21 protein-coding genes are annotated in these 23,957 nt (G+C 71.5%); 15 read left to right on the top strand and 6 right to left on the bottom strand.

What is annotated here, in order from left to right; translation table 11 throughout:
• Positions 1-342 precede the first annotated feature (342 nt).
• Complete coding sequence (locus ACLBYE_RS09365; RefSeq protein WP_447693941.1) at positions 343-894, top strand: PAS domain-containing protein; 552 nt, start codon at positions 343-345, stop codon at positions 892-894.
• A 158-nt stretch (positions 895-1,052) separates the two neighbouring features.
• Positions 1,053-1,259: a hypothetical protein gene (locus ACLBYE_RS09370; protein WP_020094825.1), complete on the top strand. Its 207-nt coding sequence runs from the start codon at positions 1,053-1,055 to the stop codon at positions 1,257-1,259.
• Positions 1,260-1,378: 119 nt separating this feature from the next.
• On the opposite strand, the gene ACLBYE_RS09375 is transcribed toward ACLBYE_RS09370, so the two are convergent.
• Positions 1,379-1,747 carry a response regulator gene (locus tag ACLBYE_RS09375; RefSeq protein ID WP_447693942.1) on the bottom strand — a complete coding sequence of 123 codons (369 nt, stop codon included), beginning with the start codon at positions 1,745-1,747 and terminating at the stop codon, positions 1,379-1,381.
• Between the two features lie 500 nt (positions 1,748-2,247).
• Here ACLBYE_RS09375 and ACLBYE_RS09380 point away from each other — a divergent pair, with 500 nt between their 5' ends.
• Positions 2,248-2,394 carry a hypothetical protein gene (locus ACLBYE_RS09380; protein WP_447693943.1) on the top strand — a complete coding sequence of 49 codons (147 nt, stop codon included), beginning with the start codon at positions 2,248-2,250 and terminating at the stop codon, positions 2,392-2,394.
• On the opposite strand, the gene ACLBYE_RS09385 is transcribed toward ACLBYE_RS09380, so the two are convergent.
• A complete protein-coding gene (locus ACLBYE_RS09385; protein WP_447693944.1) occupies positions 2,382-2,600 on the bottom strand; it encodes a DUF6894 family protein in 219 nt (72 codons plus the stop codon). The genes ACLBYE_RS09380 and ACLBYE_RS09385 overlap by 13 nt on opposite strands.
• 270 nt (positions 2,601-2,870) lie before the next feature.
• On the opposite strand from ACLBYE_RS09385, the gene ACLBYE_RS09390 reads away from it, so the two are divergent.
• Positions 2,871-3,068 (top strand): hypothetical protein, encoded by a 198-nt coding sequence (locus tag ACLBYE_RS09390; protein ID WP_056530425.1) that lies wholly within the window; start codon positions 2,871-2,873, stop codon positions 3,066-3,068.
• A gap of 30 nt (positions 3,069-3,098) precedes the next feature.
• On the opposite strand, the gene ACLBYE_RS09395 is transcribed toward ACLBYE_RS09390, so the two are convergent.
• Positions 3,099-3,701 carry a TetR/AcrR family transcriptional regulator gene (locus ACLBYE_RS09395; RefSeq protein WP_447693945.1) on the bottom strand — a complete coding sequence of 201 codons (603 nt, stop codon included), beginning with the start codon at positions 3,699-3,701 and terminating at the stop codon, positions 3,099-3,101.
• 172 nt (positions 3,702-3,873) lie between these two features.
• Here ACLBYE_RS09395 and ACLBYE_RS09400 point away from each other — a divergent pair, with 172 nt between their 5' ends.
• The 8 genes from ACLBYE_RS09400 to ACLBYE_RS09435 all read left to right on the top strand — a co-directional run bounded on the left by ACLBYE_RS09400 (position 3,874) and on the right by ACLBYE_RS09435 (position 15,995).
• A complete protein-coding gene (locus ACLBYE_RS09400) occupies positions 3,874-5,043 on the top strand; it encodes an isovaleryl-CoA dehydrogenase (protein WP_447693946.1) in 1,170 nt (389 codons plus the stop codon).
• Positions 5,044-5,122: 79 nt separating this feature from the next.
• Positions 5,123-6,667, top strand: a complete 1,545-nt coding sequence (locus ACLBYE_RS09405) for a carboxyl transferase domain-containing protein (RefSeq protein ID WP_447693960.1) — start codon at positions 5,123-5,125, stop codon at positions 6,665-6,667.
• 10 nt (positions 6,668-6,677) lie between these two features.
• Positions 6,678-7,466, top strand: coding sequence for an enoyl-CoA hydratase-related protein (locus ACLBYE_RS09410; protein WP_447693947.1), 789 nt, complete (start codon positions 6,678-6,680; stop codon positions 7,464-7,466).
• A gap of 10 nt (positions 7,467-7,476) precedes the next feature.
• Positions 7,477-9,495, top strand: a complete 2,019-nt coding sequence (locus tag ACLBYE_RS09415; protein ID WP_447693948.1) for an acetyl/propionyl/methylcrotonyl-CoA carboxylase subunit alpha — start codon at positions 7,477-7,479, stop codon at positions 9,493-9,495.
• Positions 9,492-10,406 carry a hydroxymethylglutaryl-CoA lyase gene (locus ACLBYE_RS09420; protein ID WP_447693949.1) on the top strand — a complete coding sequence of 305 codons (915 nt, stop codon included), beginning with the start codon at positions 9,492-9,494 and terminating at the stop codon, positions 10,404-10,406. Before ACLBYE_RS09415 ends, ACLBYE_RS09420 begins: the two co-directional genes overlap by 4 nt.
• A gap of 62 nt (positions 10,407-10,468) precedes the next feature.
• Entirely contained in the window at positions 10,469-12,163 is a 1,695-nt protein-coding gene (locus ACLBYE_RS09425) for an AMP-binding protein (protein ID WP_447693950.1), read from the top strand.
• Positions 12,164-12,320: 157 nt separating this feature from the next.
• Positions 12,321-14,474, top strand: coding sequence for a PAS domain-containing sensor histidine kinase (locus tag ACLBYE_RS09430; RefSeq protein WP_447693951.1), 2,154 nt, complete (start codon positions 12,321-12,323; stop codon positions 14,472-14,474).
• 309 nt (positions 14,475-14,783) lie between these two features.
• Positions 14,784-15,995: an acyl-CoA dehydrogenase family protein gene (locus ACLBYE_RS09435; RefSeq protein ID WP_447693952.1), complete on the top strand. Its 1,212-nt coding sequence runs from the start codon at positions 14,784-14,786 to the stop codon at positions 15,993-15,995.
• 252 nt (positions 15,996-16,247) lie between these two features.
• Here ACLBYE_RS09435 and ACLBYE_RS09440 read toward each other — a convergent pair whose 3' ends face one another.
• The 3 genes from ACLBYE_RS09440 to mobB all read right to left on the bottom strand — a co-directional run bounded on the left by ACLBYE_RS09440 (position 16,248) and on the right by mobB (position 18,519).
• Positions 16,248-16,601, bottom strand: a complete 354-nt coding sequence (locus ACLBYE_RS09440; protein WP_447693953.1) for an avidin/streptavidin family protein — start codon at positions 16,599-16,601, stop codon at positions 16,248-16,250.
• Positions 16,602-16,739: 138 nt separating this feature from the next.
• Positions 16,740-17,996: a molybdopterin molybdotransferase MoeA gene (locus tag ACLBYE_RS09445; RefSeq protein WP_447693954.1), complete on the bottom strand. Its 1,257-nt coding sequence runs from the start codon at positions 17,994-17,996 to the stop codon at positions 16,740-16,742.
• Positions 17,997-18,000: 4 nt separating this feature from the next.
• Positions 18,001-18,519, bottom strand: a complete 519-nt coding sequence (gene mobB, locus ACLBYE_RS09450) for a molybdopterin-guanine dinucleotide biosynthesis protein B (RefSeq protein WP_447693955.1) — start codon at positions 18,517-18,519, stop codon at positions 18,001-18,003.
• A 250-nt stretch (positions 18,520-18,769) separates the two neighbouring features.
• Here mobB and ACLBYE_RS09455 point away from each other — a divergent pair, with 250 nt between their 5' ends.
• The 3 genes from ACLBYE_RS09455 to fdhF all read left to right on the top strand — a co-directional run bounded on the left by ACLBYE_RS09455 (position 18,770) and on the right by fdhF (position 23,902).
• The gene (locus ACLBYE_RS09455) at positions 18,770-19,096 is read left to right on the top strand and encodes a hypothetical protein (protein WP_447693956.1); all 327 of its coding nucleotides are present in this window, start codon (positions 18,770-18,772) and stop codon (positions 19,094-19,096) included.
• A gap of 62 nt (positions 19,097-19,158) precedes the next feature.
• Positions 19,159-20,877 (top strand): NAD(P)H-dependent oxidoreductase subunit E, encoded by a 1,719-nt coding sequence (locus ACLBYE_RS09460; protein ID WP_447693957.1) that lies wholly within the window; start codon positions 19,159-19,161, stop codon positions 20,875-20,877.
• A 55-nt stretch (positions 20,878-20,932) separates the two neighbouring features.
• Positions 20,933-23,902 (top strand): formate dehydrogenase subunit alpha, encoded by a 2,970-nt coding sequence (gene fdhF / locus ACLBYE_RS09465; RefSeq protein WP_447693958.1) that lies wholly within the window; start codon positions 20,933-20,935, stop codon positions 23,900-23,902.
• The last annotated feature ends 55 nt before the right edge of the window (positions 23,903-23,957 follow it).

Below are 23,957 nucleotides of genomic sequence, written 5' to 3' on the forward strand. Positions count from 1 at the left end.
CGTCGAGGGCGAAGGCTGCTAGGCGGCCCGCGATCACCTGTCCCGCCGACATAGCAGAGCGGGGTGCCGCGGCGCTCTTCGATCGATGACAGCGCTGTTGGGGCGCCGGCAGCACCGGCACGTTGTTGCGGCGGCGCCGTGGAGTTCTTGCCGCGCGTCGCGCCGATCTTGCCCGACGCGATCTGCTGCAGAGAGTTGTATATCTGCGGGTCACACCGATACTAGAAGTTGCCAAATTTCCGGCACCGACGGTATGATACTGGTATCGAATATCGATTTTGGTATATCGCTACCAGAGATCGGGTTTGTGCGAACCGATTTGCGCCGAAGGAGGCCAGGCTGTTGCAGACTACGGCTGATCTTGCATTGCGCGCGGCCGGCTATGTCGGCGCCTGGACAGCGGACGTGTCGGCGGGACAATCCCTCCTCGACGAGGGGACGGCGGCGCTGCTCGCCGGGGATGCGACCCTGGCCGGGCGCCCGCTGCCCATCGAGATCGCCCTTCGATGCACTCATCCGGACGATCGCGACTGGGTCTTCGCGCGCATCGCCCGGGTGCGCCAGACCGGCGGGCCCGTCTCGGCCGAGTACCGCGTCCTCACGGACGGCGGCGAGGTTCGATGGGTTCTCGACCGTGGCAGCCTCACGCCCGATCCGGCGGGACGGATGCGCGGTCGCGGCATCATCATCGACACCACGGACAGCCACCGCGTCCCCTTCCTGCCGAGCGCGGCGGGCGATCTGCCGGCGGACGACCCGATGGTCCTCGCGATCGATCACCTCCTGAAGGCGCGCGCGGCGATCGTCGCGATGGGCCACCAGCGGCTGCAACAGGTGTCGGATCTGGCGCTGTTCGAGGTCGGGCGAGCGCTGGCGCGGCGCGCCCGGGCGTAGCCGGACGGGTCTGCCGGCGGGATGCCGGCGCGGATCTCCCCGGATTGCCACGAACACGGGTCCGTATTCGAGCGTGTGTGCCGGAGCACGGCCGGAGATCTCGGCCCGTGAGAGCTTACCGACAGGCCGAGAGATCAGTATTCCCGGTGGAGGCTCCGATGGCTGATGCTGCGATCCGCGAGACGATACACCTCGACGAAGGCGACGTGATCGTCCTGCTCCCCGGCAACCTGTCCCCGGCCAGCATCGGCCTGCTCCAGGCCAAGCTCGACGGCTTGGCCGCGGACCTGAACGCGCGGTGCCTGGAGGAAAGCCGCGCCTCCCTCTCGGGATTGGCCGGGCTGGCCGCCTTCCTCGCCAGCTGAGGCGGCCCTGACAGCGCAACTCGGGCCGTTCTCGACCGTGCTGCGACGGCGGGAGGACAGGTGTCGCCGGTCGAGGCAGCCGCGACATGCCCCCTCGCCCGACCCGGTCGGCAGCGGCCCTAGTGCAGGTGCAGGGCCTTGAGCGCCTCGCGCACCAGTTTCTCCCCGCAGGTCTTGGCGATGAAATGGGCCTCCGCGGGCAGCGCGGTCGCCTCGCGCGGATCGCAGCCCGAGCAGACGATGATCCGGGTCTCCGGCCAGCGTGCCCGGACGGCGTGCGCGAGCGCGCGGCCGTCCATCGTGCCGGGCATGTTGATGTCGGTGTAGAGCAGGACGGCCCCGTCACAGGCCTCCAGATGCCGGAGCGCGCCCTGGGCGTGTTCCGCCTCCAGCACCTCGAACCCCAGCGCCGTCAGCATGTCGGCCGCGACGAGGCGGCTGAACTCTTCGTCCTCGGCGAGGACGGCGATGGGGCGAGGTCCTGACATGCAGCGGCAACGGCATCGCCGGATCGCCTGTTTCAGCGTGGCCGGGAATTTTCCGACGCCTGCGACCCTGTCGACAGATCCTGCGCGCCGGAGGCGGTCGACCGCCCGACCGCGCACGCGGCGCACGAGGCCAACCCTGCGCGACCCGGGCCGAACGCTTCGGTCGCCGATCCGGCCAGTCATCGCCGCGCTTGCCGGGCTTCCGAGCGCCGCCGCCGAGATCAGCGGGCGCCGCCGCAGCCTCGTCTTCGACCGATGCGGCACGCGCCTCCGGTGTCGCGCCGACCTGTCCGGTCGAATACCTCGCTCAGCCGGCCACGCGGCCGCCGAAATGCTTGCCTCGTCCGAGAGAGACTTCATGTCCGGAAGTCGCCCATCGGGCCGGGTGCCCCTGTCGACGTAGAAGCGGCCGCGTCCTGTAGGGCGAAACCTGACTTATGATGCTTGCAACGGTTTGCTACGGCTGATGGTTACTGCTCGCGAAAAGCGTGGAGAGCTCGATGTACGCCTCGGTGCTGGGTGGTCCGGAGATAGCGGTCGAGCCTCCGGGTGCCGGTCCGCCGCCCGAGGCGATCATCCTCCGCGAACACATCCGCCTGATCCTGCGCAAGCTCCCGCGCCCCGCGCCCAGCGCTCAGTACAGCTGAAGGGAACGGAGCACGACACCGTCGGCGGTGTGGATCTCCACGCACCAGCGCTCGTCGGGATCGGGCAACTCGCCCCGTGCGTGCATCTCGGCGATCAGCTGCGTCGCCTCGGCCACGGCGATCTCGATCGAGTTTGCCAGCACGCCCTCCTCGTCCTCGATGACCTCGCCCGGCCCCCTCAGGCGGAAATGGTACCGCTCTACCATGTCGCTCCTGCTCACGCCGTCGGCACGGCATGCCGACCGCGCGAGGGTAGCATCGAATGGCCGGATAAAGCCAAGCTGGCATGCCAAGTCGGGGCCGCCCGGCGCGCTATCCGCCCGGGGCGGCGCAGGTTCACGCCTGTGATCTGCGAGGATGTCGGGGGCAAGGCCGGTGCGCGCTGACGCAGGTTGTTGCGCCGGTCAAGCTCTTAACGCGTCAGGCCTTTTCGGGGCGCATTGTGCGGGCATGTGCCATTGCCCGACGAGTTCGCCATGCATTTCGAGATCCGCGCGACCGACACCCGTCTGTGGACCTGGGTCCTCCTCGATGCGACGCAGATGCCGGTCCTGACATCGGACCGCACGTTCCCCTCGGAAGCCCAGGCCTCGGCGGCCGCGCTGGCCTTCGCCAAGCTCGTCACGCGGGCCGGCAGGACCCTCACCGCCGCACCGCCGGGCGGCCTGATCTGAGGCGACCGCCGTTCCCCGGCGCGACGGGGTCTATGGCTGACGCCTGACGCAACCCCGCAGCGCCATGTCGGTGTGCAGCGCGACGATCTCCGCCTTGGTCATCCGGCCGTCGGGCCTGTACCACGTGCAGGCGCTGGTGAGCATCCCGAGGATCGCGTAGCCGGCGACCCGCGCGTCCCGGACGTCCAGCTCCCCCGCCTCCGATCCCCGCTCGAGCAGCGCGACCAATCGGTCTTCGTAGGCCCGGCGCAGGGCGACGATCGCCGCGTAATGCGGCGGGTCGAGCGAGCGCAGCTCGAAATTCGCGATGAAGACTTCCTGCTTCTTCTCGAGATGGTACGTGACGTGGTGCGCCACGAAAGCGCGGAGACGGTCCGTCGGCGTGCCGGACGCCAGCGCCAGCGCCGCGTCGGTCCGCGCCAGCAGCGTCTCCATGTGGTCGCGGACGATGTCGAACAGCAGATCCTGCTTGCTGCGGATGTGGTTGTAGAGCGAGGCCGCCTGGATCCCGACCTCGGCCGCCAGGGCGCGCAGGGTCATCGCCTCGTAGCCGTGGCGATAGATGAGCCGAAGCCCGGCCCGGCGGATGGCGGCGGCCGTGCGCGGCCCGTTCGATCCGGCGGTGCGACCCACGAAGACACTCCGAAGACAGTTCAGAGCGCAACAGACACCGGGGAATGCTCACGCCGATCCCCGCTATAGGCTAACGAACAACCGTTCGTAAATCGCCTTGCCAGCACCGCTTAACGAACGTACGTTCGTTTCAGAGAGGCGAGTGCCCGATTCTCAGGCGAGGAGACGCGCGATGCCCATCGGCCTGCAGGATTTCGACTTCGGCCTGGGCGAGACGGCCGACGCCCTGCGCGCCGAGGTGGAGCGCTTCGCGCGCGCCGAGATCGCCCCCCGCGCGGCGGCGATCGATGCCAGCAACGCGTTTCCCGCGGACCTCTGGCGCAAGCTCGGCGCCCTCGGCGTGCTCGGCGTCACCGTCGAGGAGACCTACGGCGGCGCCGGCATGGGCTACCTCGAGCACGCGGTGGCCATGGAGGAGATCAGCCGGGCCTCGGCCTCGGTCGGGCTGTCCTACGGCGCGCATTCCAACCTCTGCGTGAACCAGATCCGCCGCAACGGCACCGAGGCGCAGAAGCGGCGCTACCTGCCGAGGCTGATCGCGGGCGAGCATGTCGGCGCGCTCGCGATGTCCGAGCCGGGCTCCGGCAGCGACGTCGTCTCCATGCGGCTGCGGGCCGACAGGCGCGGCGACCGCTACGTCCTGAACGGCACCAAGATGTGGATCACCAACGGTCCCGACGCCGACGTCCTGGTGGTCTACGCCAAGACGGATCCCGAGGCCGGCCCGCGGGGGATCACGGCGTTCTTGGTCGAGAAGGATTTTCCCGGCTTCTCCACCGCGCAGAAGCTCGACAAGCTCGGCATGCGCGGCTCGAACACCTGCGAGCTGCTGTTCCGGGACTGCGAGATACCGGAGGAGAACGTCCTGGGCGCGGTCGGGCGCGGCGTCGGCGTGCTGATGTCGGGCCTCGACTACGAGCGCGCCGTGCTGGCCGCCGGGCCGCTCGGCATCATGCGCGCCTGCCTCGACGTCGTCCTGCCCTACCTCCACGAGCGGCGGCAGTTCGGGCAGCCGATCGGCGAGTTCCAGCTCATGCAGGGCAAGATCGCCGACATGTACACGGCGACGAACGCCGCCCGGGCCTACGTCTACGCCGTGGCGCGGGCCTGCGACCGCGGGCGGGCGACGCGCCGGGACGCCGCGGGCGCGATCCTGTTCGCGGCCGAGAGCGCGACCGCGGTGGCCCTCGACGCGATCCAGGCGCTCGGCGGCAACGGCTACATCAACGACTATCCGACCGGCCGCCTGCTGCGCGACGCCAAGCTCTACGAGATCGGCGCCGGCACGAGCGAGATCCGGCGCATGCTGATCGGCCGCGAATTGTTCGCCGAGACGGCCTGAGCGGGGAGCGGGCGCCGTGCCGGTGATCGAATCCGCTCTGGATCCGCGCGCCCCCGAGGCCCGCGCCAATGCCGAGGCCATGCGCGCCCTGGTGGCGGACCTGCGCGCGACCGCCGACCGCGTCCGCCTCGGCGGCGGGGAGGCCGCGCGGGAGCGGCATCGCGCCCGCGGCAAGCTCCTGCCCCGGGACCGGATCCGGGCGCTGATCGACCCGTTCTCGCCCTTCCTGGAAATCGGCCAGCTCGCCGGGCACGGCCTCTACGGCGGCGAGGTCCCCTCGGCCGGGATCGTCACCGGCATCGGCCGCATCGCGGGGCGCGAGTGCGTGATCGTCGCCAACGACGCGACCGTGAAGGGCGGCACCTACTTCCCGATGACGGTGCAGAAGCACCTCCGGGCGCAGGAGATCGCGCAGCAGAACCGGCTGCCCTGCCTCTACCTCGTCGACAGCGGCGGCGCGCACCTGCCCAGCCAGGACGAGGTCTTCCCGGGCCGGGACCATTTCGGCCGCATCTTCTACAACCAGGCGACGATGTCGGCGCAGGGCATCGCCCAGATCGCCGTGGTGATGGGCTCCTGCACCGCCGGCGGCGCCTACGTGCCGGCCATGTGCGACGAGTCGATCATCGTCCGCGGCCAGGGGACGATCTTCCTCGGCGGGCCGCCGCTGGTGAAGGCCGCCACCGGCGAGGTGGTCAGCGCCGAGGATCTCGGCGGCGCCGAGGTGCACAGCCGGATCTCGGGCGTGACCGACCACATGGCGGAGACCGACGCCCACGCCCTCGGCATCGCCCGCCGCATCGTGGCCAATCTGAACGCGGTGAAGCGCCCCGCGCTCGCGCTGCGGCAGCCCGAGCCGCCGCGCTACGCCGCCGAGGAGATCTACGCGGCGGTGCCGGCGGACCGCCGGACGCCCTACGACGTGCGCGAGGTCATCGCCCGGCTGGTGGACGGCAGCGACTTCGACGAGTTCAAGCGCCTCTACGGCCAGACCCTGGTCTGCGGCTTCGCCCATATCTGGGGCTACCCGGCGGGGATCGTCGCCAACAACGGCATCCTGTTCTCGGAGAGTGCCCTGAAGGGCGCCCACTTCGTCGAGCTCTGCGCCCAGCGCGGCGTGCCCCTGGTGTTCCTCCAGAACATCACCGGCTTCATGGTCGGCCGGCGCTACGAGGCCGGCGGCATCGCCAAGGACGGGGCCAAGATGGTCACCGCCGTCGCGACCGCCGCGGTGCCGAAATTCACCGTCCTGATCGGCGGCAGCTTCGGGGCCGGCAATTACGGCATGTGCGGGCGGGCCTACGGGCCGCGCTTCCTCTGGATGTGGCCGAACGCGCGGATCGGCGTGATGGGCGGCGAGCAGGCCGCCTCGGTCCTGGCCACGGTCCGGCGCGACGGTGTCGAGGGCCGCGGCGGCACGTGGTCGGCGGAGGACGAGGCGGCGTTCAAGGCGCCGATCCGGGCGCAGTACGAGGAGCAGGGACACCCCTATTATTCCAGCGCCCGGCTCTGGGACGACGGGGTGATCGACCCGGCCGACACGCGCCGCGTCCTGGCGCTCGGTCTCTCGGCGAGCCTCAACGCGCCGACGCCTGAGACCCGCTTCGGCCTGTTCCGGATGTAGGAGGCGCGGGATGAGCGGCACCTTGCTGGAGACGGTCGACGAGCGCGGGATCGCCACCCTGACGCTCAACCGTCCGGAGCAGCACAACGCCTTCGACGACGGCCTGATCGCCGCCCTCACCGCGTCCCTGCACCGGCTGGGCGCCGCTCCCGGGATCCGGGCGGTCGTCCTGGCGGGCGCCGGCCAGAGCTTCTCGGCGGGCGCCGACCTCGCCTGGATGCGCCGGATCGCTGGCCAGTCCTTCGACAGCAACCTCGCCGACGCCGCCGGGCTCGCGGGGCTGATGCACAGTCTCGACCGGCTGCCGAAGCCGACGCTCGCCCTCGTGCACGGGGCGGCCTACGGCGGCGGCGTCGGGCTCGCCGCCTGCTGCGACGTCGCCATCGCGGCCGAGAGCGCGCGGTTCTGCCTGAGCGAGGTGCGGCTCGGCCTGATCCCGGCGACGATCGGCCCCTACGTGGTCAACGCGATCGGCCCGCGCTGGGCCCGGCGCCTGTTCCAGACCGCGGAGGTCTTCTCCGCCGAGCGCGCCCGGGCGATCGGCCTCGTGCACGAGGTGGTGCCCGACGACCGGCTCGGGGCGGCCGGCGCGGAGGTGCTGCGCGACATCCTCCGGGGCGCCCCGGGCGCGCAGGCCGAGGCCAAGGACCTCGTCTTCCTGCGCGAGGGGCGGCCGGTGGACGCCGACCTGGGGCGCGAGACGGGCCGGCGCATCGCCCGGCGCCGGGCCTCGGAGGAGGGGCAGGCGGGCATCGCCGCCTTCCTCGACAAGCGGCCGCCCCCGTGGCGGCGGGACTGAGGGGGCGGCCATGTTCGGCAAGATCCTCATCGCCAACCGCAGCGAGATCGCCTGCCGGGTGATCGCCACGGCCCGGCGCCTCGGCATCGGCACGGTCGCGGTCTATTCCGAGGCGGATGCCGGCGCCCGCCACACCCGGATGGCCGACGAGGCGTGGCCGATCGGGGCCGCCCCGGCGCGCGAGAGCTACCTCGTGGGCGAGCGGATCCTCGACGTCGCCCGGCGCGCCGGGGCGGAGGCGATCCATCCGGGCTACGGCTTCCTGTCGGAGAACGCGGACTTCGCCGACGCCTGCGCCGGGGCCGGCCTGGTGTTCGTCGGCCCGCCCCCGGCGGCGATCCGCGCCATGGGCTCCAAGGCCGAGTCCAAGGCGCTGATGGCGCGCGCCGGGGTCCCGTTGGTGCCGGGCTATCACGGCGCCGCGCAGGATCTCCCGGCGCTGAAGGAGGCGGCCGCCCGGATCGGCTACCCGGTCTTGATCAAGGCCTCGGCCGGCGGCGGCGGCAAGGGCATGCGCGTCGTCGAGGCCGCCGCGGCGTTCGAGTCCGCCCTGGCCGGTGCCCAGCGCGAGGCGCAGGCGTCCTTCGGCGACGACCGGGTGCTGATCGAGGCGTACCTGACCCGCCCCCGGCACATCGAGATCCAGGTCTTCGCCGACGGCCACGGCAACACCGTCTCGCTGTTCGAGCGCGACTGCTCGATCCAGCGCCGCCACCAGAAAGTGATCGAGGAGGCGCCGGCCCCCGGGATGGACCCGGTCCGGCGCGCGCGGATGGGCGAGGCCGCGGTCGCGGCGGCGCGGGCGGTCGGCTATGTCGGCGCCGGCACGGTGGAGTTCATCGCCGACGGCGAGACCTTCTACTTCATGGAGATGAACACCCGGCTCCAGGTCGAGCATCCGGTGACCGAGATGGTCACCGGGCTCGACTTGGTGGAGTGGCAGCTGCGCGTGGCCGCGGGCGACCGGCTGCCGCTCGGCGCCGAAGACCTGGCCCTGCGCGGCCACGCCATCGAGGCGCGGGTCTACGCCGAGGATCCGGCGCGCGATTTCCTGCCGGCGGTCGGCACCCTCGCCCACCTGCGCCAGCCGCCGGAGGTGCCGGGGCGGGTGCGGGTCGAGACCGGCATCGTGCAGGGCGACCGGATCACCCCGGATTACGACCCGATGATCGCCAAGCTGGTCGTTTGGGGCGAGGACCGGGCGGCCGCGATCCGGCAGCTCGCGGCCGCGCTCGCCGCCTACGAGGTGGTCGGCGTGACGACCAATCTGGATCTCCTGCGCGCCGTCGCCGGCCACCCCGCCTACCGCGCGGCCGACCTCGACACCGGCTTCATCGGCCGCCACGCCGACGACCTGCTGGCGCCGCTTGCGACCGGCGCGGTCGATCCCGCGCTCTGGGCCGCCGCCGCCCTCACCATCCTGCGAGACCGGCGCGCGGCCGTCGCGGCGCAGGCGCGGGCGAGCGGCGACCCGTGGTCGCCCTGGGCCGATCCGGATGCGTGGCGGATGAACGGGGCGGGCTACCAGGACCTGCAGTTCCGCCACGGCGACGATCCGCCCGTCGCCGTGCGGGCGTACCCACTCCCCGACGGCAGCGCCCGCCTCGACCTGCCGGGCGGCACCGTCCTGGCGGCGCTCGCCGAGGACGCCGAGGGCGAGCGGCTGATGCTGGACGGCGTCTGGCGTCGGCTGCGCGCGGTCCGCCGCGGCGCGGAGCTGACGGTGATCGTCGGCGGGCGGAACGCGACGCTGGTCCACGTCGATCCCCTCGCCCCGCCCCGGACCGAGGCCTCCGGCAGCGACCGGGTGACGGCGCCCGTGCCGGGCCGCGTGACCCAGCTCTGGGTCCGGCCCGGCGATGCCGTGGAGAAGGGCGCGCCGCTCGCGGTGATCGAGGCGATGAAGATGGAGATCACCCTCCGCGCGCCGCAGGCCGGCACCGTCGCCGAGATCCGCCACGCCGTCGACGACATGGTCGAGGAGGGCACCGAGATCGTCGCCTTCGCGGCGGAGGAGCGGCCCGCATGAGCTATCCGGCCCGGGTGCAGGTGGTCGAGGTCGGGCCGCGGGACGGGCTCCAGAACGAGCCCGCGCGGGTGCCGGTCGCCGCCAGGGTGGCGCTGATCGAGGCCCTGGCCGAGGCCGGGCTGACCCGCATCGAGGCCGGCAGCTTCGTGTCGCCCCGATGGGTGCCGCAGATGGCCGACACCGCGGACGTCGTGGCGCGGCTGCGCCCCCGGCCCGAGGTCGGCCACTCGGTGCTCGTCCCGAACCTGCAGGGCCTGGAGCGGGCCCTCGCCTCCGGCGTCCGGCACGTCGCGGTGTTCGCCGCCGCCTCGGAGAGCTTTTCCCGGCGCAACATCAACTGTTCGGTGGCCGAGAGCCTCGACCGCTTCGCCCCGGTGCTGGAGGCGGCGCGCGCGAAAGACCTCCAGGTGCGGGGCTACGTGTCCTGCGTCCTGGGCTGCCCCTACGAGGGCGGGGTCGCGCCGGAGGCGGTCGCCCGCGTCGCCGCGTCCCTGCACGCGATGGGCTGTCACGAGATCGCCCTCGGCGACACGATCGGGACCGGCACGCCGCGCGCGGCCCGGCGGCTGGTCGAGCGGGTGGCCGCCGACGTGCCGCTGCAGGCCATCGCCCTGCACTTCCACGACACCTACGGGCAGGCCCTGGCCAACATCCTCGCCTGCCTGGAACTCGGCGTGTCGGTCGTGGACGCCGCGGTGGCGGGACTCGGGGGCTGCCCCTACGCGCCGGGGGCCGCCGGCAACGTCGCCACCGAGGACGTCGTTTACATGCTGCGGGGCATGGGCATCGAGACCGGGATCGATCTCGATGCCCTCGCCGCGGCCGGGCGGTCGATCGCGTCCCAGCTCGGCCGGGAACCGGCCTCGAAGGTCGCCCGCGCGCTGGCCGCCGCGCCGCCGCCGACACCCTGATCGAAGGGCGGCCTCGGACAGCGCCGCGGCCGCGCGCGTTCGGAGGAACGAGGGAGGACGACATGAGCGACCGGGCGGTGAGCTATGTCCACGGGGCGACCGGCGAGCCCCTGCTCGGCCTGACCATCGGCCAGGCCCTGGATCGCGCCGCCGCGGCGTGGCCGGATCACTTGGCGCTGGTCGCGCACGCCCAGGGCCTCCGCTGGACCTGGCGCGAGCTGAGGGACCGCGCCGACGCCTTCGCGGCCGGCCTGCTCGCCCTCGGCCTCCGGCCCGGCGACCGTATCGGGATCTGGTCGCTCAACCGCGCCGAGTGGGTGCTGACCCAGTTCGCCGCCGCCCGTGCGGGGCTGATCCTGGTGACGATCAATCCGGCCTACCGGCTGACGGAGCTGGAATTCGCGCTCAACAATGTCGGCTGCACCGCCCTGGTGACGGCGACGGCGTTCAAGACCAGCGACTATCTCGGGATGCTCGGCACCCTGGCCCCCGAGCTCGCGGCCTCCGGGCCGGGCCGGCTGTCCGCCGCCCGCCTGCCGCACCTGCGCACGGTGATCCAGATCGGCGGACCGCCGGCCCCGGGGACGGTCCCGTTCGACGCGGTCGCGGCCCGGGGCGACGCGGCCGGCACCGGCGCCCTGCGCGACCTCGCCGACGCGATGCAGTTCGACGACGCCGCCAACATCCAGTTCACCAGCGGCACGACGGGCGCCCCGAAGGGCGTGACGCTGACCCACCACAACATCCTCAACAACGGCCACTTCGTCGGCCGCGCGATGCGGCTGACCGCCGAGGATCGGATCTGCATCCCGGTGCCGCTCTACCATTGCTTCGGCATGGTGATGGGCAATCTCGCGGCCCTGACCCACGGCTGCGCCATGGTGTTCCCGGGCGAGGGGTTCGACCCGCGCGCGACGCTGGAGACCGTGCAGGCCGAGCGCTGCACCGCGCTCTACGGCGTGCCGACCATGTTCATCGCCGAGCTCGACCATCCCGATTTCGCGCAGTTCGATCTCCGCTCCCTGCGGACCGGGATCATGGCGGGCGCGCCGTGCCCGATCGCGGTGATGCGCCGGGTCGTGGAGCAGATGAACATGCGCGACGTCACCATCGCGTACGGCATGACCGAGACCAGCCCGGTGAGCTTCCAGAGCTCGAGCGACGACCCGCTGGAGCGGCGCGTCACGACCGTCGGCCGGATCCACCCGCATCTCGAGGTCAAGATCGTGGATCCCGAGGGACGCGTGACCCCGCGGGGCGCGCGCGGCGAGCTGTGCACGCGCGGCTACTCGGTCATGCTCGGCTACTGGGGCGACGCCGCGCGGACCGCGGAGGTCCTCGACGACGCCGGATGGATGCACACCGGCGACCTCGCGACGCTGGATGCGGAGGGCTACTGCAACATCGTCGGCCGGATCAAAGACATGGTCATACGCGGCGGCGAGAACATCTATCCGCGCGAGATCGAGGAATTCCTGTTCCGGCATCCGCAGATCCAGGATGTCCAGGTCTTCGGGGTCTCCGACCCGAAATACGGGGAGGAGCTGTGTGCCTGGATCAGGCTGCGCGACGGCGAGACCCTGTCGGAGCCGGCGGTGCGCGCGTTCTGCGAGGGGCAGATCGCGCATCAGAAGATCCCGAAATACATCCAGTTCGTCGACGCCTTCCCGATGACGGTCTCCGGAAAGATCCAGAAATTCGTGATGCGTCGGTGCGTGGAGGAGCAGCTGGGCCTCGCGCGATCCGAGACGGCCTGAGCCGGTCCCGGCGAATGCTGTCATCGCCCGGCGGAACGAAGATTTCGTCGTCCGATCGGGCTTGAACGTTGCTGCGCGCGCCGCGAGCGGACATGCTGGCGCGCGACATCACCGAGGCGGCGTATCAGTGTCGGCATGGCCACAGGGCGACGGCGAGATGGCCGCGCGCATCCGCGACTTCGGCTGGGAGCGGACGCCGCTGGGGCCGGCCGCCCGCTGGCCGGAGCGCCTCAAGGTGATGGTCGAGCAGGTGCTCGCCAGCCCGCTGGTCGCGTCCCTCGTCTGCGGGCCCGAGCGCCTCCTGATCTACAACGACGCCGCCGCCCGGCTCTACGGCGCCCGGCACCCCGAGGGTCTCGGCCGGCCGCTCGCGCGCACGTTCCCGGAGGGGTGGGCGACCGTCGCGGAATTCTACGCGCGCGCCTTCGCGGGCGAGGCCGTGCAGGTGGCCGGGCAGCCGCTGGACACCCGCGGCGAGGGCGCCGCGGAGGACGTCTTCGACGCGCTCCTCGTGCCCGTGCGCGACGCCGACGGGCAGGTGGTGGCCGTCCACATGACCGGCTTCGAGATCGGTGAGCGCCTGCGCGCCGAGGCCAAGCTGCGGACGAGCGAGGCCCGGTACCGCCACCTCTTCGACGCCATCGACGAGGGCTTCTGCACCATCGAGGTCCTGTTCGACGCGGCCGGGCGGGCGGTCGATTACCGCTTCCTGTCGGTGAACGCGGCCTTCGAGCAGCAGACCGGGCTCCGCGACGCGGTCGGCCGGACGGTCCGGGCGCTGGCGCCCGACCTCGAGCCGCACTGGTTCGAGACCTACGGCCGGATCGTCCGAACCGGCAAGGCGGAACGCTTCGAGGACCGCGCCGACGCGCTCGGGCGCTGGTACGAGGTCTACGCCTTCCCCATCGGGGCGCCGGAGCGGCGGCAGGTGGCGGTCCTGTTCAAGGACATCCTCCAGCGCAAGCGCGCCGAGGACCGGCTGCGCGCGAGCGAGGAGCGGTTCCGCGCCCTCGTCACGGCCAGCTCGGACGTCATCTACCGCATGAGCCCGGACTGGAGCGAGCTGCGCGTCCTGGAGGGCCGCGGCTTCCTGGCCGACACCGTCACCCCGAACGACGACTGGCTCACCGCCTACATCGATCCGGCCGACCAGCCGCGCCTGCGCGAGGCCATCCAGCGGGCGATCCGATCCAAGACGATGTTCGAGCTGGAGCACCCCGTCCGGCAGGCGGACGGGAGCCTGGGCTGGGCGCTGTCCCGGGCCGTGCCGCTGCTCGACGATGACGGCGAGATCCGGGAGTGGTTCGGCGCCGCCAGCGACGTGACCGCGCGCAAGCGGGTGGAGGACGACCTGCGCGCGAGCGAGGAGCGGTTCCGCGGGCTGGTCGAGGGGTTCGGTCAGTTCAGCTGGGAGGCCTCGGCCGAGGGCCTCATCGAGGTCGACAGCCCGGGCTGGCGCGCGTTCACCGGGCAGCGACCGGACGAGTGGCTCGGGCGCGGCTGGGTCCACGCGATCCACGCCGACGACCGGGCGCTCACGGAAGCGAAGTGGCGGCAGGCCGTCGCGACGCGGACGGCGGTCGACCACGAGTATCGCCTGTGGCACGCCCCGAGCGCGTCGTGGCGGTGGTCGAACGTCCGCGCGGTGCCGATCACGAACCCCGACGGGTCGATCCGCAAGTGGTCGGGGGTGAACATCGACGTCACGGACCACCACAGGCTGCTGGCGCGCCAGGAAGTGCTGATCAACGAGCTGCAGCACCGCACGCGCAACCTCCTCGGCGTCGTCAGCGCCGTGGCGGGCAAGACACTGCGGCAGGGCAGCTCGGTCGAGGCGTTCGAGGCGCGGCTGCAGGCGCTCAGCCGCGCGCAGGGCCTGCTCAGCCAGTACGGCAGCGACTCGGTCGAGGTGGGCGCGCTGGTGCGCGCCGAGCTGGCCGCCTACGTCGACGGCGCGACCGACCGCATGACCGTCGCCGGCCCCGAGGTGCACCTGACCGCGCGACAGGTGCAGAACTTCGCCCTCGCCGTCCACGAGCTGACGACCAATGCGGTCAAGCACGGGGTGCTCAAGACCGGGACCGGCCATCTCAGCGTCACCTGGGAGATCGTGCGCGACCGGCGCGAGCGCCGCCGACTGGCCCTGCGCTGGATCGAGAGCGGCCTGCCCGAGCAGGCGGCGCGCGTCACCCGCCGCGGCTACGGGACCGAGCTGATCCAGGAGGCGCTGGCATATGCCCTGGGCGCCACGGTCGAGTACGCGCTGGACCGCGACGGCGTGCGCTGCCGCATCGAGATGCCGGTGTCCTAGGCTGCGCGAAGGCCGCGACCGCCTGCACGTGTCGCTCGGGGCGGTTCGCGCGCGGCACTTCAACGCCCGTCGTCGGCTTCTACGGTCATGAGACCGACCACGCGAAGCATTCGAGCATCATCGATCCGGATCCAGCGCGGAAAAACGCAACGCCCGCGATCATCGCACGATCGTCCGCACCCGACTCGGCAGACAATCTCACCTGACGGACCTCTAAGTTACGACCGTAACCAAAAACTCTTCCGACAGACACGAAAGCGGCCGATCACCGAACTTAATATGCATCTCGGACAGTCATGAGGTCTGAGAATGAACGGTGTCGCCCCCTCGATCCGCCCTGCCGCGCGAGCCGGAGATCCGGACGCGGCGTTTCTCGCGACCGTTGCGGCGCTTCGGCCCCTCATCGCGGAGCACCGGTCGGTCCTCGCTGTCGGCCCGGACCTGCCGGAGCCGGTCGCGGAGGCGCTCATCGACGCCGGTCTCGCGCAGCTCTGGCTTCCGCGGGGCCTGGGCGGTCCTGAAGCGCATCCGCTGAGCGTCCTGGCGGCGATCGAAGCTCTGGCGGAACTCGACGGTTCGGTCGCCTGGTGCGCCGCGATCTCGTCCGGGGGGCCGTCACGCTTCGCCGACCTGATCGACGCGGACGTGATGCGCTCGCTCATCCCTGCCGGCAGGAAGTTCTCGGGCAGCGGGAGCGGCCAACCGACGGGAACAGCGGTTCGCCACGGATCCGGCTGGCGGATCAACGGACGCTGGTCCTGGGCGAGCTTCTGCCGCTACAGTTCCGTGTCCGCACTGATGTGTGTGGAGAGCGAGGGGGAGCGGCCGAAGCTCGACGAGAACGGGCGGCCGTCGCTGCGCGGCGTCTTCATCGCCTCGAAGGATGTCGAGGTCGTCGGCAACTGGAATGCCGGGGGGCTCCGGGCCAGCGGGAGTCACGACATCGCGTGCACCGACATCTGGGTGCCGAACGAGCAGACCATCGCCGGCGCGAGCCTCATGATGCCTCGCGACAGGAAGCCCCTCTACATGCTGCCCATGGCATCGGCGGCCGCGATCGCCGCCATCGGTGTTCCCCTCGGGATCGCCCGGGCCTCGATCGACGCGTTCGTCGATCTCGCGCAGACGAAGACGCCGCATGGCGGCAAGGTGCCCCTGAGACTTCGCGAGGACGTCCAGGTCGCGATCGCGCGTGCCGAGACGAGCCTCGGTGCCGCGCGCGCCTTCGCCCGGGACACGGTCTCCGAATTCTGGTGGGAAGCCGAGAACGGCCGTCCGATGACGCCCGCGTGGCAGGCCAAGCTTCGGCGGGCCTGCTGGTACGCGGGCCATGTCGGGAAGCAGGTGGTCACGAGCATGTACGAGGCGGCCGGCAGTTCCGCCGTCCTCGAAGACCTGCCGTTCGCGCGCCAGCTCCGCGATGTCTCAGCGACCTGCCAGCACATGCATTATCAGGACCGGCTGCTCGTGCCGACCGGCCGCATCCTTCTGGGCCTCGAAGCCGACGCTCCGTTCATCTAGAGCCGTCGCCGATCACGCTAGAGCCGTTCCCGATCGGGTTGGGACGCAGGCGATGGGCGAGCCCGTGCCGAACGAGGCGCGGGTCCCCTCTCCCGTGCGGGAGAGGGGGCCTGGCGCGGCTGGCGAGACCGGGCTCGCCGTCCTTCCCGACCGTTGCAACATGGTCGGATACGTCTCTAGCGCCGCCGGCTCCTCGCGCCACGGTCGCCCCCGTTCCTCAGGACCCTACCGAGGAGGGAAGCGGCCCTGGCATCACGAACAGGCGTTCTCGACCTTCGAGAAGATGGTCGTCTCGAGCGCGACGTGATCGGCCACGGCCTTGGGCTGCGAGGACCGTTCGACGGCGTGGAAGACCGCGTGGATCGCCTCGGCCGTCTTCTCGTCGGTCCGGACGAGGCGCCCGGTCCAGGCCGTGATCTCCTGGCGCGACGACGTGCTGGTCACGAAGCCGATGATGTCGCCCTCGGCCGTGCCGACGAGGATGCGGCTTCGATGCGTCTGCGCGTAGCCGGGATCGGCGGCGGTGTAGGTCCCGGAGACCGCCTCGCCCATCTGGAGGAGGCGGAGTTCCGCGCCGGCTTGGCTCCGCCAGACACCATCGAACATCGTTGCTCAAGCCCGCCGATCGAGCGGCCGCTCGCACGGCCCATCACAAGCGATATAGCAGATTTGATATAACGGATGCGCCAGCCCGGCAATGCTGGGGCGCGGTCCGCGTCTCGTGAGGCCCTGAGCGCGGCCCCGCTACCAGAGGGCCCCGTGCGGGTGGAACCGCACGGCGTCGCCCGGCACGACCTCGGTCCGGTCATCCTCCAGCTCCACGAGGCCGTCGGATTCGGTGAGCGATGACAGCATGCCCGCGCCGTCGCGCTGGAACTTCCGGGCCTCCCAGGCGCCGTCGGCGTCCCGGGCGAGGCTGACCCGGACGAACTCCCTGCGGCCCGCGCGCTTCCGATAGGGGAAGGCCGCCCTGACGGTGAATCCGCGCGACGGCGCGTAGGCCTCGCCGGCGAGCCGGGCGAGGAGCGGCCGCACCACGAACAGCAGGGTGACGTAGACCGCCACCGGGTTGCCCGGCAGGCCCAGGAACGGCTTGCCGTCGATCATGCCCATCGCGACCGGCCGTCCCGGCTTGATCCCCAGCCGCCAGAACACGAGGCGCCCGATGCTCTCGACGGCGGTCTTCACGTGATCCTCGTCGCCGGTCGACACGCCGCCTGAAGTCAGGATCACGTCGTGCTCGGCGGCCGCCGCCGAGAGCCTGGCCGCGAGGGCCGCCGGGTCGTCGCGGATGACGCCGAGGTCGCGCGCCGCGACGCCCATCCGCCGGAGAAGAGCGAGCAGCAGGACGCGGTTCGAATCGTAGATCGCGCCCGGCCCCAGGGGCGCTCCGGGCTCGACGAGTTCGTTGCCCGTCGAGAACACGCCGACCCGCAGGGTGCGGCGGACCTTCACCGTTCGCAGGCCGACCGCGGTCGCCAGGGCCAGGTCCTGCGGCCGGAGACGCCGGCCGGCCGCGATGATCGTCGAGCCCCTCGCCGCGTCCTCGCCGGCGTCGCGGCTGTTGGCGCCCCGCTTCAGCCCGAGCGGCAGGGACACCCGGCCGTCGGGCAGGACCTGCACGTCCTCCTGCATGAAGACGGTGTCGGCCCCCGCCGGCATCGGGGCCCCGGTGAAGATCCGGGCGGCCGAGCCCGCCACCGACACGCCTTCGGGGGAGGCGCCGGCCGCGACGACCGCGCCGACCGGCAGGATCGTCGCATCGGAGGCGCGCAGGTCCGCGAAACGGACCGCGTAGCCGTCGACGGCCGAGTTGGGGAACGGCGGGACGTCGATGGGCGCGACGCAATCCTCGGCCAGGACGCGCCCGTCGGCGTCCGGGACGGGAACATCCTCGGTGCCGACGATCGCTGCGAGGCGCTCGCCGAACAGCGCGTGCGCGTCCTCGATGGTCATCAGAGGGCCGCCGAACGCGAAGCAGTCGTCGCTGAGCTGGGCCATCCGGCTAGAGCCTCCCGAGGACGTCTTCGAAGGGAACGGCCACGTCGAGCATCAGCCCCGTCACCGCCGCCGCGTCGTTCAGATCTACGACGGGAATGCCCGAGGCCGGAAACGCGACGTCGCTCGCGATGCCCGCGATGGTGGGGTCCAGAGGATGGAGGGGCGGGCGGCCGTTCTCGGCGCGATGGACCTCGATCTTGGGGATCGGCTCCCGCTTGTACCCTTCCACGACGACGAGGTCGCACGGGCTGATCCGCCGCAGGAGCTGGCCCAGGCTCGCCTCCTGCTCGTCGCGCAGCTCGTGGACCTGGGCCCAGCGGCGGCCCGACGAGATCAGAACCTCGCTCGCGCCCGCCCTGCGGTGCTCGTAGGAATCCTTCCCGGGCCAGTCCGTGTCGAAGTCGTGATGGGCGTGCTTGATGGTCGCCACCCGCACCCCGCGGGCGACGAGCAGGGGGATGGCCCGGACCAGCAGGCTGGTCTTGCCGGCCCCGCTCCACCCGGCGAGTCCGATTACGCGCATGCCGGACACCGCTGACAGCCCCCCTCGTGCCGTTCCCACTGCCCCGCGCGGGGGCTCAGGGCAAGCGTCGGCCGCGCCGCCGGGACGCGTGACCCCGGCGTCACGCAAATTGAAACGACTTCAAAAACGATATAACACCTCCGCTATAACGGCTGCCATTTGGTATGCCACGAGCGAGCGCCACGCCAACGGACCCGAACGGGCACGCCATGCACGACTTCAACCGTCCCTCGATCGCGCAGGCCTGAGCATGGGCGACGCATCCTCCGCGGCGGACTGGGCCGCCATCGTGACGGACGCCTACTGCGCCGACGCGAAGCCGCCGCTCACGCAGGAACTCGCCGGCCGGGTCCGCGACGCGCTCGCCCAGGCGGTCGCCCAGGCGGTCGCGTCGCCGGCCGGAGACGCGCCGGGCTCCCTGATGGACCGCCTGAACGACGCCCTCGACGCGTTCGAGACCGAGCTCAGCTCCGTCGTCGGACCCAGGGTCACGTCCCTGGACGAGGCGACGGGCGCGGCCACGATGAAGCCGCGGTCCGAGGCCGGCCAGCCGCTCCGGGCCTTCGGCGGCCAGTAGCCCCCGACCGGACCTCAGGACACCGCGACCACCCGTCCCAGCAGTTGGAAATCAGATACCGCATGAGTGAGGCACCGGGGACAGTCAGGACTTTCTCGCATCCCGGCCGGGGGCGGAACAAGGCGCGCAGCGTTCCCAAGGGGCGCCAGGTCGAGCCGCGGGCGAAGGTCGAGATCGAGGAGCTTCTCGGCTCCCGCTCGCGCCAGCGCGACCTGCTCATCGAGCACCTGCACCTGATCCAGGACACCTACGGCCAGATCAGCGCCGAGCACCTGGCGGCGCTCGCCGACGAGATGGCCCTGGCCTTCGCCGAGGTGTTCGAGACCGCGACCTTCTACGCGCATTTCGACGTCGTGAAGGAGGGTGACGCCGCCATCCCGCGGCTGACCGTCCGGGTCTGCGACAGCATCACCTGCGCGATGTTCGGCGCCGACGAGCTTCTGGAGACGCTCCAGCGGGAGCTCGCCTCCGACGCCGTCCGCGTCGTGCGCGCGCCCTGCGTGGGCCTGTGCGACCACGCGCCCGCCGTCGAGGTCGGGCACAACTTCCTGCACAAGGCCGACCTCGCCTCCGTGCGGGCCGCGGTCGAGGCCGGCGACACGCACGCCCACGTCCCGGACTACGTCGATTACGAGGCCTATCGGGCCGCCGGCGGGTACGCGACCCTCGACCGGCTCCGCAGCGGGGACCTTCCGGTCGACGACGTCCTGAAGGTGCTCGACGACGGCGGCCTGCGCGGCCTCGGCGGCGCGGGCTTCCCGACGGGGCGCAAGTGGCGCTCGGTGCGCGGCGAGCCCGGGCCCCGGCTGATGGCGGTCAACGGCGACGAGGGCGAGCCCGGCACCTTCAAGGACCAGCTCTACCTCAACACCGACCCGCACCGCTTCCTCGAGGGCATGCTGATCGGCGCCCACGTCGTCGAGGCGCCGGAGGTCTACATCTACCTGCGCGACGAGTATCCCATCTCCCGCGAGATCCTGACGCGCGAGATCGCGAAGCTCCCCGCGGGCGGCCCGCGCATCCACCTGCGCCGCGGCGCCGGCGCCTACATCTGCGGCGAGGAATCCTCGCTGATCGAGTCCCTCGAAGGCAAGCGCGGCCTGCCGCGGCACAAGCCGCCGTTCCCGTTCCAGGTCGGCCTGTTCAACCGCCCGACGCTGATCAACAACATCGAGACGCTGTTCTGGGTCCGCGACCTGATCGAGCGGGGCGGCGACTGGTGGAAGAGCCACGGCCGCAACGACCGCGTCGGCCTGCGCTCCTACTCGGTCTCGGGGCGCGTGAAGGAGCCGGGGGTGAAGCTCGCCCCGTCCGGCCTCACCATCCAGGAACTGATCGACGAGTATTGCGGCGGCATGGCGGAGGGCCACACCTTCGCGGCCTACCTGCCGGGCGGCGCGTCGGGCGGCATCCTGCCGGCGTCGATGAACGACATCCCGCTCGATTTCGGGACGCTGGAGAAGTACGGCTGCTTCATCGGCTCCGCCGCCGTCGTGATCCTGTCCGACCGGGACGATGTGCGCGGCGCCGCGTTGAACCTGATGAAGTTCTTCGAGGACGAGAGCTGCGGGCAGTGCACCCCCTGCCGTTCGGGGACCCAGAAGGCCCGCATCCTGATGGAGCAGGGCGTCTGGGACACCGAGCTCCTGGGCGAACTGTCCCAGTGCATGCGGGACGCCTCGATCTGCGGCCTCGGCCAGGCCGCCTCGAACCCGCTCAGCAGCGTCATCAAGTACTTCCCGGACCTGTTCCCCGCCCCGCGCGCCGCGGCTGCCGAGTGAGGCAACCGATGGTGCCGGCGAACCCTAACCCGATGTCCGAGCCAGGAGCGGCCGCATGAGCAACGCCCCCGAACAGCGCGGCGACAAGACCGAGAAGGCCGAGATCCGGGCCGACGGGCTTCAGGATGCGGGCGGCCCCGCCCAGGGCCCGAAGCCGGGGGCCGGCGGCTCCTACTCGGAAGGGGCGAAGGCGGGCGGCCAGGCGGCCCCTGAGCCGTCGGGCCTGCACGAGCTGAAGGAGCGGCCGACCGCGCCCCCGACCATCGCGTTCGAACTCGACGGCCAGCAGGTCGAGGCCGCCCCCGGCGAGACGATCTGGGCCGTCGCCAAGCGCCTCGGCACCCACATCCCGCACCTCTGCCACAAGCCCGAGCCCGGCTATCGCCCGGACGGCAATTGCCGCGCCTGCATGGTCGAGATCGAGGGCGAGCGCGTGCTGGCCGCCTCGTGCAAGCGCACGCCGGCCGTCGGCATGAAGGTCAAGTCCGCGACCGAGCGCGCCACCAAGGCCCGCGCCATGGTGCTCGAGCTGCTCGTGGCCGACCAGCCCGAGCGCGCGACCTCGCACGACCCGACATCGCACTTCTGGGTGCAGGCCGATTTCCTCGACGTGTCCGAGAGCCGCTTCCCCGCGGCCGAGCGCTGGACCGGCGACTTCAGCCACCCGGCCATGAGCGTCAATCTCGACGCCTGCATCCAGTGCAACCTCTGCGTCCGCGCCTGCCGCGAGGTCCAGGTCAACGACGTCATCGGCATGGCCTACCGCTCGGCCGACGCGAAGGTCGTGTTCGACTTCGACGACCCGATGGGCGGCTCGACCTGCGTGGCCTGCGGCGAGTGCGTCCAGGCCTGCCCGACCGGCGCGCTGATGCCGTCCGCCTACCTCGACGCCGAGCACAACACCCGGACGGTCTATCCCGACCGCGAGGTGACCTCGCTGTGCCCCTATTGCGGCGTCGGCTGCCAGGTCTCCTACAAGGTGAAGGACGAGCGGATCGTCTACGCCGAAGGCGTGAACGGCCCGGCCAACCACAACCGGCTCTGCGTGAAGGGCCGCTTCGGCTTCGACTACGTCCATCACCCCCACCGCCTGACGGCGCCGCTGATCCGCCTGGACAACGTCCCGAAGGACGCCAACGACCAAGTCGACCCGGCCAACCCGTGGACGCACTTCCGCGAGGCGACCTGGGAGGAGGCGCTCGACCGCGCCGCCGGCGGCCTCAGGACGGTCCGCGACACCCATGGCCGCAAGGCGCTCGCCGGCTTCGGCTCCGCGAAGGGCTCGAACGAGGAGGCCTACCTCTTCCAGAAGCTCGTCCGGCTCGGGTTCGGCTCGAACAACGTCGACCACTGCACCCGGCTGTGCCACGCCTCGTCGGTGGCCGCCCTCATGGAGGGGCTGAACTCGGGCGCCGTGTCGGCACCGTTCTCGGCGGCGCTCGACGCCGAGGTCATCATCGTGATCGGCGCCAACCCGACCGTGAACCACCCGGTGGCGGCGACCTTCCTCAAGAACGCCGTGAAGCAGCGCGGCGCCAAGCTGATCGTCATGGACCCGCGCCGGCAGGTGCTGTCGCGGCACGCCTACAAGCACCTCGCGTTCAAGCCCGGCTCGGACGTGGCGATGCTCAACGCGATGCTCAACGTGATCATCGAGGAGCGGCTCTACGACGAGCAGTACATCGCCGGCTACACCGAGAACTTCGAGGCGCTCAAGGAGAAGATCGTCGAGTTCACGCCGGAGAAGATGGCCTCGGTCTGCGGCATCGACGCGGAGACCCTGCGCGAGGTCGCCCGGCTCTACGCCCGCGCCAAGTCCTCGATCATCTTCTGGGGCATGGGCATCAGCCAGCACGTCCACGGCACGGACAACTCGCGCTGCCTGATCGCGCTCGCCCTCGTCACGGGGCAGATCGGGCGCCCCGGCACCGGCCTGCATCCGCTGCGCGGCCAGAACAACGTCCAGGGCGCGTCCGACGCCGGCCTGATCCCGATGGTCTACCCGGACTACCAGTCGGTCGAGAAGGCCGCGGTGCGGGAGATGTTCGAGGAGTTCTGGGGTCAGAAGCTCGACCCGCAGAAGGGCCTCACCGTCGTCGAGATCATGCGGGCGATCCACGCCGGCGAGATCAAGGGCATGTTCGTCGAGGGCGAGAACCCCGCGATGTCCGACCCGGACCTGAACCACGCCCGGCACGCCCTGGCGATGCTCGACCACCTCGTCGTGCAGGACCTGTTCCTGACGGAGACCGCCTTCCACGCCGACGTGGTGCTGCCGGCCTCCGCCTTCGCCGAGAAGGCCGGCACCTTCACCAACACCGACCGTCGCGTGCAGATCTCGCAGCCGGTGGTGTCGCCGCCGGGCGACGCGCGGCAGGATTGGTGGATCATCCAGGAACTGGGGAAGCGCCTCGGCCTGCCCTGGAACTACGGCGGCCCGGCCGACATCTTCCGCGAGATGGCCATGGTGATGCCGTCGTTCAACAACATCACCTGGGAGCGCCTGGAGCGCGAGGGCGCCGTGACCTACCCGGTCGACGCGCCGGACCAGCCCGGCAACGAGATCATCTTCTACGCCGGCTTCCCCACGGAGAGCGGGCGCGCGAAGATCGTCCCGGCCGCCGTGGTGCCCCCGGACGAGCTGCCGGACGACGAATACCCGATGGTCCTGTCGACCGGCCGCGTGCTCGAGCACTGGCACACCGGATCGATGACCCGGCGCGCCGGCGTCCTCGACGCGCTGGAGCCCGAGGCGGTCGCCTTCATGGCCCCGAAGGAGCTCTACCGGCTCGGGCTGGAGCCCGGCGACACGATGAAGCTGGAGACGCGCCGCGGCGCGGTCCACCTGAAGGTGCGCTCCGACCGCGACGTGCCGGTCGGCATGATCTTCATGCCGTTCTGCTACGCCGAGGCCGCGGCCAACCTGCTGACGAACCCGGCGCTCGACCCGATGGGCAAGATCCCGGAGTTCAAGTTCTGCGCGGCCCGGGCCTCCGCCGTCCACACGGCCATGGCCGCCGAGTAGGCGGCGTGACCTCCGGCGGCGCGCCCAGGCGTGCCGCCGGACCCTGCGCCGGGGT

The sequence above is a fragment of the Methylobacterium sp. A52T genome (assembly GCF_053346095.1).

Excerpts from the sequence above, each read along its gene's own strand:
- fdhF (WP_447693958.1), top strand. The coding sequence starts at position 20,933 with ATGAGCAACGCCCCCGAACAGCGCGGCGACAAGACCGAGAAGGCCGAG.
- ACLBYE_RS09440 (WP_447693953.1), bottom strand. The coding sequence starts at position 16,601 with ATGTTCGATGGTGTCTGGCGGAGCCAAGCCGGCGCGGAACTCCGCCTC.
- ACLBYE_RS09455 (WP_447693956.1), top strand. The coding sequence starts at position 18,770 with ATGGGCGACGCATCCTCCGCGGCGGACTGGGCCGCCATCGTGACGGAC.
- ACLBYE_RS09420 (WP_447693949.1), top strand. The coding sequence starts at position 9,492 with ATGAGCTATCCGGCCCGGGTGCAGGTGGTCGAGGTCGGGCCGCGGGAC.
- ACLBYE_RS09400 (WP_447693946.1), top strand. The coding sequence starts at position 3,874 with ATGCCCATCGGCCTGCAGGATTTCGACTTCGGCCTGGGCGAGACGGCC.
- ACLBYE_RS09375 (WP_447693942.1), bottom strand. The coding sequence starts at position 1,747 with ATGTCAGGACCTCGCCCCATCGCCGTCCTCGCCGAGGACGAAGAGTTC.
- ACLBYE_RS09380 (WP_447693943.1), top strand. The coding sequence starts at position 2,248 with ATGTACGCCTCGGTGCTGGGTGGTCCGGAGATAGCGGTCGAGCCTCCG.
- mobB (WP_447693955.1), bottom strand. The coding sequence starts at position 18,519 with ATGCGCGTAATCGGACTCGCCGGGTGGAGCGGGGCCGGCAAGACCAGC.
- ACLBYE_RS09460 (WP_447693957.1), top strand. The coding sequence starts at position 19,159 with ATGAGTGAGGCACCGGGGACAGTCAGGACTTTCTCGCATCCCGGCCGG.
- ACLBYE_RS09435 (WP_447693952.1), top strand. The coding sequence starts at position 14,784 with ATGAACGGTGTCGCCCCCTCGATCCGCCCTGCCGCGCGAGCCGGAGAT.
- ACLBYE_RS09405 (WP_447693960.1), top strand. The coding sequence starts at position 5,123 with ATGCGCGCCCTGGTGGCGGACCTGCGCGCGACCGCCGACCGCGTCCGC.
- ACLBYE_RS09425 (WP_447693950.1), top strand. The coding sequence starts at position 10,469 with ATGAGCGACCGGGCGGTGAGCTATGTCCACGGGGCGACCGGCGAGCCC.
- ACLBYE_RS09445 (WP_447693954.1), bottom strand. The coding sequence starts at position 17,996 with ATGGCCCAGCTCAGCGACGACTGCTTCGCGTTCGGCGGCCCTCTGATG.
- ACLBYE_RS09430 (WP_447693951.1), top strand. The coding sequence starts at position 12,321 with ATGGCCGCGCGCATCCGCGACTTCGGCTGGGAGCGGACGCCGCTGGGG.
- ACLBYE_RS09415 (WP_447693948.1), top strand. The coding sequence starts at position 7,477 with ATGTTCGGCAAGATCCTCATCGCCAACCGCAGCGAGATCGCCTGCCGG.
- ACLBYE_RS09390 (WP_056530425.1), top strand. The coding sequence starts at position 2,871 with ATGCATTTCGAGATCCGCGCGACCGACACCCGTCTGTGGACCTGGGTC.
- ACLBYE_RS09410 (WP_447693947.1), top strand. The coding sequence starts at position 6,678 with ATGAGCGGCACCTTGCTGGAGACGGTCGACGAGCGCGGGATCGCCACC.
- ACLBYE_RS09370 (WP_020094825.1), top strand. The coding sequence starts at position 1,053 with ATGGCTGATGCTGCGATCCGCGAGACGATACACCTCGACGAAGGCGAC.
- ACLBYE_RS09385 (WP_447693944.1), bottom strand. The coding sequence starts at position 2,600 with ATGGTAGAGCGGTACCATTTCCGCCTGAGGGGGCCGGGCGAGGTCATC.